This is a genomic window from Propionibacterium acidifaciens DSM 21887 (assembly GCF_000426605.1).
Taxonomy (GTDB): Bacteria; Actinomycetota; Actinomycetes; order Propionibacteriales; family Propionibacteriaceae; genus Propionibacterium; species Propionibacterium acidifaciens.
Genome location: NZ_AUFR01000049.1, coordinates 1 through 11,556 on the forward strand (window position 1 = coordinate 1; position 11,556 = coordinate 11,556).

The 11,556-nt window shown below is 56.8% G+C and carries 14 protein-coding genes and 1 pseudogene; 3 read left to right on the forward strand and 12 right to left on the reverse strand.

Going from position 1 to position 11,556, the window contains the following annotated elements; genetic code table 11:
• Positions 1-445, forward strand: a pseudogene (locus K336_RS19430) (hypothetical protein); the annotation flags it as partial.
• A 162-nt stretch (positions 446-607) separates the two neighbouring features.
• On the opposite strand, the gene K336_RS20240 reads toward K336_RS19430, so the two are convergent.
• The 11 genes from K336_RS20240 to K336_RS18035 all read right to left on the reverse strand — a co-directional run bounded on the left by K336_RS20240 (position 608) and on the right by K336_RS18035 (position 9,080).
• Positions 608-1,390, reverse strand: coding sequence for a prenyltransferase/squalene oxidase repeat-containing protein (locus K336_RS20240; RefSeq protein WP_081660818.1), 783 nt, complete (start codon positions 1,388-1,390; stop codon positions 608-610).
• The gene (locus tag K336_RS20245; protein WP_226906103.1) at positions 1,372-1,875 is read right to left on the reverse strand and encodes a prenyltransferase/squalene oxidase repeat-containing protein; all 504 of its coding nucleotides are present in this window, start codon (positions 1,873-1,875) and stop codon (positions 1,372-1,374) included. The genes K336_RS20240 and K336_RS20245 overlap by 19 nt, the downstream gene beginning before the upstream one ends.
• Before the next feature lie 4 nt (positions 1,876-1,879).
• The gene (locus tag K336_RS18010) at positions 1,880-2,986 is read right to left on the reverse strand and encodes an ABC transporter permease (RefSeq protein WP_162142616.1); all 1,107 of its coding nucleotides are present in this window, start codon (positions 2,984-2,986) and stop codon (positions 1,880-1,882) included.
• 8 nt (positions 2,987-2,994) lie between these two features.
• Complete coding sequence (locus K336_RS0111775; protein ID WP_021797340.1) at positions 2,995-4,062, reverse strand: ABC transporter permease; 1,068 nt, start codon at positions 4,060-4,062, stop codon at positions 2,995-2,997.
• A gap of 10 nt (positions 4,063-4,072) precedes the next feature.
• Positions 4,073-5,002, reverse strand: a complete 930-nt coding sequence (locus K336_RS18015; protein ID WP_043151010.1) for an ABC transporter ATP-binding protein — start codon at positions 5,000-5,002, stop codon at positions 4,073-4,075.
• Positions 5,002-5,262: a phosphopantetheine-binding protein gene (locus K336_RS0111785; protein WP_028707141.1), complete on the reverse strand. Its 261-nt coding sequence runs from the start codon at positions 5,260-5,262 to the stop codon at positions 5,002-5,004. Before K336_RS0111785 ends, K336_RS18015 begins: the two co-directional genes overlap by 1 nt.
• Positions 5,263-5,286: 24 nt before the next feature.
• Positions 5,287-6,300, reverse strand: coding sequence for a polyprenyl synthetase family protein (locus K336_RS18020; protein WP_081660821.1), 1,014 nt, complete (start codon positions 6,298-6,300; stop codon positions 5,287-5,289).
• Entirely contained in the window at positions 6,297-7,055 is a 759-nt protein-coding gene (locus K336_RS18025) for an SDR family NAD(P)-dependent oxidoreductase (RefSeq protein WP_043121262.1), read from the reverse strand. Before K336_RS18025 ends, K336_RS18020 begins: the two co-directional genes overlap by 4 nt.
• Positions 7,048-7,530: an SRPBCC family protein gene (locus K336_RS0111800; RefSeq protein WP_021797331.1), complete on the reverse strand. Its 483-nt coding sequence runs from the start codon at positions 7,528-7,530 to the stop codon at positions 7,048-7,050. The genes K336_RS18025 and K336_RS0111800 overlap by 8 nt, the downstream gene beginning before the upstream one ends.
• Before the next feature lie 465 nt (positions 7,531-7,995).
• Complete coding sequence (locus tag K336_RS18030) at positions 7,996-8,544, reverse strand: methyltransferase family protein (protein ID WP_081660822.1); 549 nt, start codon at positions 8,542-8,544, stop codon at positions 7,996-7,998.
• Positions 8,541-9,080, reverse strand: a complete 540-nt coding sequence (locus K336_RS18035; protein ID WP_155945098.1) for a methyltransferase family protein — start codon at positions 9,078-9,080, stop codon at positions 8,541-8,543. The genes K336_RS18030 and K336_RS18035 overlap by 4 nt, the downstream gene beginning before the upstream one ends.
• A 331-nt stretch (positions 9,081-9,411) precedes the next feature.
• On the opposite strand from K336_RS18035, the gene K336_RS0111815 reads away from it, so the two are divergent.
• Together K336_RS0111815 and idi are read left to right on the forward strand one after the other, a co-directional pair.
• Entirely contained in the window at positions 9,412-10,302 is an 891-nt protein-coding gene (locus K336_RS0111815) for a UbiA family prenyltransferase (protein ID WP_081660823.1), read from the forward strand.
• Positions 10,303-10,322: 20 nt separating this feature from the next.
• Positions 10,323-10,895 (forward strand): isopentenyl-diphosphate Delta-isomerase, encoded by a 573-nt coding sequence (idi, locus tag K336_RS20250; RefSeq protein WP_081660824.1) that lies wholly within the window; start codon positions 10,323-10,325, stop codon positions 10,893-10,895.
• Between the two features lie 101 nt (positions 10,896-10,996).
• Here the strand turns inward: idi and K336_RS16300 are convergent.
• Positions 10,997-11,556 (reverse strand): transposase (locus tag K336_RS16300; protein ID WP_211223506.1); only part of this gene is annotated, 560 nt, incomplete at its 5' end.

Consider the following 11,556-nt stretch of genomic DNA (forward strand, 5'->3'; position numbering starts at 1 on the left):
CCACCACGCGAAAGCGTTGACCGGCCTCCACGGGCCCGGCCGGCTGCTGGAACGCATCACACCGATCCATCCGCCGCCGTACGCGCCCGACCACAACCCGGCCGGGCACGTCCGGAACACGGCCAAGAGCAACATCGCGACCATTCAGCACGAGACCCCCGAAGAGACCTTCAGCGCGTCCGCCTCACACATCACCGGCCGCACCGTCGACCACGACTCCGAACACCCCCACCCCACGAAACCAGAAACGATCTTGTTTCATGACGGCCATAACTTTATCACACGATCATTTTCCCACTGTCCGAAAAACACCAAGCACTCCAGAGCGCTGCGGCAGCTCACCCCAAGCGGCTTCGATGACGTACGAGCGCCTACAACGCATGGGCATTGGTCCACATCCGATCGGTGTATCCAGCTCGCCACGCTCCCTCCACGTCGCCCATGAAGCCCGGTCGTGGCAAGCGGCCAGCTTCCATCCTTCTTCTGATTGTCGACCAGCCACCGGAACGCCTCGATCAGCGGACGAGCGCGGGGAGTCTCAAGTTCCCCGAGCGCCAACAGCGTGTATGCGGCCTGCTCAGAGGTTATCGACGACGTCAACTGGCAATCATGCCAGCTGCGCTTGGAAGATGCGGACTCCTACTAAGGGACCAGCATCGGGGTTCATCCCGGCGGCACGGAATGCCCGCACCACCCTCCAGCAAGCAATCTGAGGCTGTACGTACCACCGGGTCGCCCACGAGCCGTCGGGTTGTTGGTGGTTGAGCAGCCAAGCGATGCCCCGCTGCGCCGCGGAGCGATGCCGCTGTGTCGAAGAAATCATCAGTGCTGCCGTTGCAGCGGCAGTGTCCTCGGACAGGTTGGCCCCTACATGACGCGGATAACCCCATGAGCCGTTGCGGTTCTGACTTCGACACAAGAAGTCCAACGCATCACACACGTCAGTGTCGTTCCCATCGCTGCCTGCTGCCACCAAGGCGAGGACTGCAGCACCGGTGTCGTCTGCATCCGGAGGAGCCGCGATGTGTTGTCCCCATCCGCGCTCGGGCGAGCGCCGTGCGCGTATCCACGTCGCGGCCCTGCTGATACTCGTCTGCACTTGCTGACCAGCCAGATCACCCAAGCAGCCTACGGTTAGCGCGGTGTCCAAGAACTGCCCTTCGGGGCACCATGACCATCCTCCATCGAGGTTCTGTCTTTCATGCGCCCAGGACCTAGCACGTCGAACGACCACCGGATCGAACCCCTCGCCATACTTCGCCAGTGCGGCCAGTGAAAGGCCCGGCATGAACCATCTGCCTTGACGATCCCACATCGAACTGAGCAGACGACTGGCCTTCCGCATGATGAACCTCCCCCCGACATCAGAGGTCATCCCTGCGAAAGCCATGGTTGAAACCACGATGAACTCGTGTAAATGTCGGGCACGATAGGTATGCGTGCCAGAAGTGGCGGTGCAAGAACACCGATGTACCCCAGCCTCCTCATCATGGCAGGCGAGCGGTCAGACAGAAGTGCAGAATCATCGCGGACGAAGGCACGCATCACGCGCGCCATTCCGAGGACCTCGCCATCGTCGACCTGTGCCGGGGCGCTCTGGACTTCCCTGCCACACGCCCCAAGAACCGAATGGACGAGTTGAGTGACATCCCGGTGTGAGGGCTCCCCCGCCGCTCCTCCCCAGCCTCCATCAGGATTCCGAGTCCGGCACAGCCAGTCCAGAGCATCCTGCGCGGTCTCATCACCCCACAAATGAAGCCCATAGGCAAGCCAAGCAGTCACCGTCGTGTCCGAGCTCAGATTTCCATCCCAGTGCCCATCGTCTGCTTGATGAGCGAGCACCCATTCAGTAGCCGAGACGATGGCCCGGTCCACATCATCAAGACTCAACGCCCCTCCTGCCCATTCGGGAGAGTGATCTATGCAAGACAGCAAGGCTCATCGCTACAACACCCACCGTCATCACGGCGAGAACACCGACGCAGGCTAGGAGCACTGATTCCTCCAGATTGGAGCCCCGCAAGACATCGAACGCGTATGACGTCGGCAACACCCTTGACAGTGCAAAGAGGAATGTACCCCGCACTGCCACCAAGTCTTGGAAACCACCACTAAGGAACCACAGCAGGATGGCTGTGATTCCGGCCACGGGTAAAGTGGCATAGAAGCGTCGTGTCAATGTTCCCACCAGCATCCCGATCGCCGTTGCAAAGAATGACGTAAGCATCAGAACAGCCGCCATCATCCACTTCTCTTCCGGGAGCGAGAAATCGGTGCATGTCACAGCCACGACAACCATGATCATGCCGATCACGATCGACCGAATAGCATTGGCCAGAAGAAATCCAGTACCGATCAGAATACCGGACACCGGGGCCACCCTGAGACCTTTGATCGTCCTCATCTCCCACTGACGCGCAGTTGCCACACCACCGAACAGAACGCCAGCAAAAACAATACCGTAGATGATTGATCCGGACGCCAAGAATCCAGTACGTGACACGACCGAGCCATCCTTCGAAACAACCCTCACAGTGAACGGAGCATGATAGGTGTCTCGGGAATACGCGTTGAGGGCGCGCATCACGCTCAGTCGAACGTTTTTGTCAACATCCGCCATTGCATTGTATGTTGTCAAGCGCACTTCCACAGATTCCCCTTGAGCAACCTGTTCCTCAAAACTAGATGGAAGTTCGATCACGCCGAACACCCGTCCAGCGGACAAAAGATTCCTAGCTTCTGCTTCATCATTTGTAACGACATGAAGATACATCGGCACACCCTCACGGGATTCGAGAGCACGCTGGATACGCTGCGTCTCGATACCAGAAGTGCCCTGAGGAACGACCGCGATCGGAATGTCACGCCCGCCCGGACTGAATAGAAAAGACGCTAGCACCAGAATGATGACCGGAGCGGCCAACGCTAGCACCATCTCGAACGGCCGACGCGCAGCCACTCTCAACTCCGCCTCAAGCACCGCCATCGCAGCTCTCATGACACGCCCCCTCCCACAGGACTGCGCCTGACCACCGCAATAGTCAGGATCATGAACACAAGGAAGGATACGGAAGCAGCCAACCACACCACCTCGAGATCATGATCGAACACCGTACTTGGGCCGGGCATGTTCACCAATCGTTCGACTGCAGCAATTGCATATGTTGAAGGCAACTTCCACGCAATGGCCTGTAAATCTTCCCTGTAGAACGACACTGGCCCGAATCCTCCACCGACGAACCACAGAGAAATCGCTACGAGAATGCTGCCCATCATCGCCGGTACTGATCGACGCATCACGACCCCCAGAAGGAGCCCGAGGCCGCATGATGCAACCACCGTCAGCAGGAGGACCGCAGCAATGGTGAGAAGATTACCCTCCGGCGACACATCCAGGAACAGGACACTCAGTAGGGTGATCACAGCGACCGAAACGATCGTCTGGACTGCACCGGTGACGAGCTTGGCGAAGACCACCCCCAGCAGCGGCTGCGGAGTGACCAACAGTGACTTGATAGTCGATTCTTCCCACTCGCGAGCAGACACATACGAGGTGTTCGCCATTCCACCAAAGAGGGCTGTGAAGACGATGATTCCTGTGGCAAGATAGGTCATGTCACTGATTGATTTTCGAGTAACCCCGGTTGTTTCGAGATCCAGACGAGATTCTCCACTCTCGGCAAGATGATGGCTGTTGAGGTCGAAAACGAGTCCCTCCTGACGCATGATAAGATTGCGACGTAGATCTTCATCTCCGCGCGCTGTGACGCGCAGGATTGCCATGTTTCCGCTGCTGTCAACAAGCCCAGCCAGCGAGCCCTCATCCACTTTCCGCTCCGCCTCCGCTCGCTTCAAGGCCAGACCGTTCAGGAATGGGGAGTCAAAAGCGACGTCCTGCACCTCCTGTGGTTGCTCATCCACGACAGCCACAGTGAACTGCTGACCAACCGTACCAGCCAATGCCGCGAAGAGCAGGAGCGCAGCCGGGACCAACACCGACACTAGAACGCTGCGCAACGACCGGAACCAGGCCAGCAGGTCTTTCCTTAGAATAAATACCATCGTCAGTCTCCTAATCACGCAGTTCCCGGCCCGTGATCGCGAGGAACACGTCGCTCATCGTGGGCTCATGCATCTCAATACCGAGGATTGAAGTGTGACCCTCGATCGTGGACAGCAACCGAGGCAGGTCTGCGGCTCCTTGTGGTAGCCGGAAAGACAACACCACGTGTTGGTCAGAGGTCTCCCATCGCATGTCCTGGAGTCCCTCCAGCAGATTTGACGGGGGGACTTGCCCCATGCTGAGGCGAACCGCAACACCTCCAGCACGTGCCCTCACCTTCTCCATCGGCTCGTTCACCACGACACGACCATGATCGAGGATCACAACATGGTCCGCAAGACGATCCACCTCTTCCATGTAGTTAGTGCACAACAAGATGGCATGGCCATCCTCTCGCAAAGTCAGTATCCGTTCCCAGATCGCATTGCGAGCCTGCACATCGATCCCCAATGTCGGTTCATCGAGTACGAGCATCGGAGGCTCATGAAGTAAGACGACGGCCATCGCGAGACGCCGCTTCATCCCACCCGAATAGGTGGACACACGCCTTTTCCTGTGATCTGTGAGTTGCACCAGCTCCAGTACCGAAGAGATACGGTCCCGTAGCCGCTTCCCACGGAGGCCATGCAGTCCACCGAACAGGCGAAGATTCTCATCGGCGGTGAGATCTTCGTACACGATTGTGTCTTGAAACATCACGCCAACGTGTGAGTGGATTTTCTTGGGGTCCGATACCACATCGTCACCGAGAACACGAGCATGGCCGCCATCGGACCGCAGAAGCCCGCACACCATTGACACAGTAGTCGACTTGCCCGCTCCGTTAGGACCGAGCAGGGCAAGAACTGATCCAGTCTCCACGGTGAAGGACACTTGGTCAACCACCGTGGTGCCCCGGAACTTCTTGGAGAGTTCAATGACCTCCGCTGCCGCAGCCATCACACCACCCGCCCACTTGAACAGAAACCATCATTGATGCATTCCAACAGGTCCGCGGGGGTGCGCAATGCACGCAAGACATTTCTGGGAACATCGATGCCATAACGTTCCATGAGCATGGCACTCATCGCCATCATTGCCAATGAGTCATACCCCAAGTCCGTAAATGGTATGGAATCAAACCCCGACGGCAGGTCTACAGGGTCATCCAAGACGCCAGCCATGAGGATCCTCAGCTCCTCGAGCGTTAGTGATTTCATCTTGCTCCTCTACTCATCAGGTGTTCAATGATCACGCACGGCAATGTCGCGAGCCAAACGCGCAAACTCCTCCTGCCATTGAACGACCAGTTCGCCACGCCCCAATGTTCCCACGGCAGCAACGACGAGGTCGGCAATGCGCATCTCACCCAACATGCGAACTTCATCGGACAGGCTCATACAACCATCGCACACCGACGATCTGGATCCCCCCAATGTTGCCAACAGGTTGAGTTTCCCCTGCTCTTGGTCCAAGCCGGATGGCTTGCCAGTGCGTTGAGTGTCCCCGAAGGCCCCGATGAGGTCGTCGCGGAGTTGAAAAGCCTCGCCCAATAAACGAGAATACTGAGAAAGGAAATTTGGGATCTGCTTTCCGGTTGCCAAGGCCGCACCGAGCATCATCGGGTATTCCACTGAATACTGCCCAGACTTCAGGCGAGCGATAGTCCGAATGGACTCGGGAGACGAAGTAGGCCGCGCAGCTAGAACAAGATCAAGATGCTGACCAATGATCATGGCTGTCCGCATCTCTCCCCAGTGCTTCCGGACCATCATCGGTTGGTGCACCATGAAGGAATCCGCATATACCATCGCCAGATCACCAGCGAGGATGGCAACACTCTCACCGAAACGCTCAGACTCGCCACACCATTTCGCGTCGAGATGATGCTCCGTGGCTACCCGGTGACCGGTGGGGTATCCCCTGCGCACATCACACTCATCCATCACATCGTCTTGGAGAAGCGCGAAACAATGAAGCAATTCTAAAGCTGCAGCCAACTCCACCAGTTCATGCCGGTCCGGATCACCGCCTAGGCTCAGGTAGGTCGATATGGCCAGAGTTGGTCGAATACGCTTTCCGCCGGCTTTGAAGAGGCGTGAAACCAATTCAATGGGTAAGCTCGCCTCCGAATCAAGATCGCCCCAAACTTCTGACTGTTCGCAAAGCCTTACGGAGATGACTCGCTCGACGCGAGCTAAGATGTCCCTACGTTGAGAGGGATGCGTGACCGCAGCGATGGAACCGATAGTTGTCATCGTGATGTCAATCCCCCGTCCACCATCAGGGATGTTCCGGTGACGAAGGACGCCTCTCGCGAACAGAGCCAGATCACAGCGTGCGCCACCTCCGATGGCTGGGCAAAGCGATTCATCGGCTCGACATCTCTGAAGCGTTGCTCGGCGGTGGCGTCTCCACCCGTGAAGTGAGTCGTGAACGGCGTGTCCACGACGCCAGGACACACGGCGTTGATTCTGATTCCAGTTGAGGCGTATTCCAGAGCTGCACTCTTCGTGAGCCCAATGATTCCGTGTTTACTCGCTGTGTAGGCACTTAGCTTGTCGAACCCGACGAATGAAGCAACTGAGGCACCGTTGACTATGCTCCCATACCCCTGTCGCACCATGACCGCGAGCTCTTGCTTCATGCATATCCACGTACCTTTGAGGTTGATGTCCATGACCTCGTCAAAGTCCTGCTCGGTGACATCGTGAAGATCGCACTCGCCCTGCCCCGCCACGCCAGCATTGTTGAAGGCACAGTCGATCCCCCCAAGTGCATTCACTGTCGCTGAAACCGCCTCCCCCACCCCTGACCACGAGGCAACGTCAGTCTCCAGAGACAGAACGCGACCCCCGAGAGCGTTGATACGACCTGCGGTTTCCTGTAGACCAACGGGGTCCCGATCCAACAGCGCCACAGCGTACCCGCGCTCCGCGAACAGATCCGCTGCTGCCCTGCCGATTCCTGAACCTGCCCCGGTTATCAGGGCACTGGGTTGACTATCAGACATGGTCCTCAGCTCTTATCAAAAGTTCCGGCGACCAAGAAACTGGTGCCCGAGCCTCCAGCCACAGCTTCATATGCGCTTGGTTTGCCTCGACATGTTCAGCCATGCGTTCAGCCCATATCTGTTCCTGCACACGTATCTCTTCCTTCAAACTGAAGAACATATCCCAAGTCATGATCGTCATTCCCCCCGGCGTCGGAGCATATGTCCACGTGATCTGGTTGAATTCGAACGGGCCCATCGGATCGAGGCGCTCCGCATACGCCAACACCGGCGGCGCGAACATCCTCCATGACACCCACGAGTCCTCATTCGCATTGGTCAACCGAAACCAAACCTTGTGACCTTCACAGCGTATAACCTCGACCGAGAGGTACTCGGGAATCATCTGCGGCCATTGGTCCAATTGATTGGATTGCTCGAAAACAAAACCGAGGGGAGCTTGTATGTCGATCGAACGCTGTAAGTGGACTGACATGAGACCTCCTCAATGCTGGGGAATGGAACGAGGAACTAAGGCGAAGACACGAGACCAAGCAGCAGTCGCCTCGCCCACTAAGACAGGTACGGCGACGACGAGAAAACCTTCCTGGGGCAATTGATCGAGATTGCTCAAGCGCTCAAGTTGATAATACGGGCGCGTCCGACCTAGTACATCAGCAAATCCAGGCCCCACAGCCCCGACTCCTGTAATTGCGGCCATATTAGACATCATTCACCGTTGAGCTAGGGTCAGCGAGAACGAACGTAGGAACACCTCGCACGAAGAAGAACGTCAAGATGACATTGATCGCCAGCCAATTGAGGCAAAACAGCATGACAAACCACACCCATGCATCAAATATGACTACATCCAAATGTGCTATGACCGGCCAACAGGCGACGGTCAACAGGATGGACCCCAACCACGAGATAAACAACAGCAGCCCCCACAAGCCACGGTTCATGAACGGACCTCCTTCGACGAGCTTCGTGAACGAAGAGCAGGGATGAGCATGGGTACTTCTCGGCAATACGCCTCGTAATCATCACCGAAACGCAGGACCAGATTCTTTTCTTCCCAGATTTTCAGATACAACCCGTACAAGACCAAGAAGATCGGATACACCACCAAGCCAATGAGCGTCTGCTGCAACAGCGGGATGCCCAGGCCGAAAGCAGTGAAGTATCCGAACACCATCGGATTCCTCACGCGGGAGTAGACGCCCGATCTGACTAACGTCGTCGTCGGAGCCAAGGCCCTACCCGCAACCTCGAGGGAGGTTCCTCGGCCAACCTTCAGCAGGAGAAGATTCGATTCCACAACCCAGTACCCACCGAACACCAAGGCCGCTATGGCTCCGAGGTAATTGAAAGGACATCCTGGCCATACCGGACCACCAACGACTCGTCGGAGGTTATCGACCAGCGCAAGAACCACCATCGGTATCACCATGAAGAACAGGTAGGTGATGACGACGAACGCCACAAGAGCGCGCACCTGTCTCATCATTGGCGGGCACCTCCGCCCCCCAAACGGCTTGTCACAGACTCTTCAGCAGCCAAACGCCGCCAAGGGCGAGGAACAAACGCCGGGACCGAGCTACGGTAGTCCAAGTACTCTTCACCGAAACGTCGCACCAAACCCTTCTCTTCCCAATACGCCAAATAGAGGCGCAAGAAGAGGAACGACAATGGCGTCAAAACCAAGCACCACACAGTGTGCAGAAGTAACCCCAAGCCCAGAACATAAGCTACAACGAAGCCAAAAGCCATTGGGTTACGAGAATAAACATACGGACCAGTTAGAACCAAGTGACGCGTCGGATTATTGACCCGCCCAGCAACTTCCAACGAGGTGCCCTGTCCACGTCCAAATATATGAAGATTTGACCAAATCATCCACCACCATCCGAAGATAAAGGCCGCAGCTGCAGTCAAGTAGCTCCAAGGAGTCGGGATGATGCGAAGGTCGATAAAGAGATCGCACCCCATGTAGGCCAGAACAACTAAACTCGGAAGAACCAAGAAGAACAGAATGAAAGTCAAGACAAAGGATAAGATAAACCTAACCGGTCGAGTCACGGATTCCCCCCTCAGCCTTCCTCACTCGAACACTTGTACAGGACAGCACAACCTCATTCGATACCAGCAAGGCTAAACCTTTGACTCATTCAGACATCCGGAAGTTGCACCAAGGTACAGACATCTCTGGACATTGGTGCCATCCTCGAGCTTTCCAGCTAGACAAAAAGGTATACTAGTCACGTAATTAGCACCCGGGTCGCGGGACCAACATCGCGTTTCGCCTTCAACGACCCACGGACACGAGTATGATGACCGGACCTTGGGTGGCGAGGACACAGCTCAAGGAGTGAGCATGTCGGGTCAACACGTCGCGTCTACCCCACCCCTCACCCTTGGCGTGCTCCGCGCTTGGAAACCGCACGTTCAACCAGCGATCGTGTTGCCCGTACTGGTCGGCGCCACGACCGCGGGACAGTCACGACCAGCTCCGATGGACTGGCTCGTCGCAGCGTGTGTGGGGTTCTTCTACATGGGAGGGGTATCAGCCCTCAACGATGTCTTCGATCTGGAACGGGACAAGGTCAACCATCCGAACAGGCCTCTGACAAGAGGTGACCTCAGCCTCAGACACTATGTGATGGGTTTGGTGATCGCTCCCGTCGTCATCTCCCTGCTTCTTCTCTTGATCACCCTCGCTCCCGCTCGAGGCCTCCTCGTAGTGGGAATCCTGTGTCTGATTGAGGTAATGCATCTGGTGTACTGCTTACATCCTAACCTGGGGATGGCCGGTTTCGGCCGTCAACTCCTTCTCACTGTAGGTCCCATGTTGCTGGTTCTCGTCGGTGGACTTGGCCATGGGTTGGTGACATCCCGGCTGATTCTGTGCGCTGTGTCGATCGGGTTGTTCTTCGGGTCGGGAATCATACTCAAGGACCTCAGCGACATCCCAGGAGATCAGAAGTCAGGACTGGTGACTCTCCCCATCCACTGGGGACGGAACTTAGCTGTGAAGGTCTCGTGTTTCGGCCAACTAGTAGCGACCAGTCTTGGCTACACTTATCTCATCCTGGTACGCGCCAGCGTGTCGGTCTTTGGGTGGATGACTTTGAGTCTTGTGATGAGTCTCACAGGCACGATGACTTTACTTCACAGAAAACAACGTTACTGGGGCCCTGGAATGCTTATGGCCTACACAAGCCAATTCATCTTCGAGTTGGCACTGATCTTGAGCAACAAACAATGAATACACGTAAGCGATGACCCATGCGCCAGAATAATGAAATTATACCCCTACGGCGCGCCCACGGCCTTGACGGGGATGTCGAGCTCGTAACTCAGGACGGAATTAGCCTCGGGCACATCAGCGCAGCAAAGGCGCACACGAGACCGGGTGCTTTGCATCGAGCTTTCAGTATCATGCTGACCGATTGTAGCGGTCGAGTTTGCCTGCAACGGCGAGCATCATCAAAAGAGCATTGGCCAGGGTATTTGGCGAATACTTGTTGTGGACATCCACGCTCCCAGGAACTACTTCTCACCGACGCCGCCACGCGCCTAGAAGAAGAGCTCGGTCTACATTCACCAGCACTACATGAGGTTGGTCGCTTCGTGTATTGGACACAAGATCCGGAGAGTGGGGCCGTGGAATGGGAGTACGATCACGTCCTCATCGGAGTATGTCAGGATCACAACTCATTGAAACCCAACCCGCGCGAAGTAGAGGAGGTATTCTGGTGGACCCTTGACGAGCGAGCCATCGGACCATTCACCCCGTGGCTACCCCTTGTCTTGAAAACAGCAGTTCCATTTCTGAGCGGCCTCCCAAATTCACCCTGATATTGAAAAGCAGCCAACGCTCGTCTCGAGACACCAGGGCATCAGCATCGATGCTCGAGACTGTCCGAATAGCAGTGTATGAGTGGAGTGAAGTATGGCCGTCATGAAACAAAATCGTTTCTGGTTTCGCGGGGTGGGAGGTGCTCGAAGTCGTAGTCGAATGTTCGGCCGGCGATGTATGAGGCGAACGCGCCGAGGGTTTCTTCGGGGGTCTCGTGCTGAATGGTCGCGATGTTGTTCTTGGCCGCGTTCCAGACGTGCCCGGCCGGGTTGTGGTCGGGCGCGTACGGCGGCGGATGGATCGGCGTGATGCGCTCCAGCAGCCGGCCCGGCTCGTGGAGGCCGGTCAACGCTTTCGCATGGTGGGATCGGGCGTCGTCCAGGACGACCGCGATCTTGCCGGCCTCGGTTTCGCGTTGGAGTCGTTCCAGCGCGAGGATCGTCTGCCAGGTGTTCCGGTTCCCCTCGATCGGGTACGGCGTGACTTTTTTGCTGGTCAGCGAGAGGGCGCCGAAGAAGGACTGGGACGTCCTCTGCCGGTTCACGGACAGTTTGGTGCGTTGTCCTTTCGGGGGCTGCATGCGGCGGGTCTCGGCCTCGTGCTCCAAGCGGATCTCGCCTTGCGGTGTGGGCCTCCCAGCCCTGATCCAGCAAGCTCTTG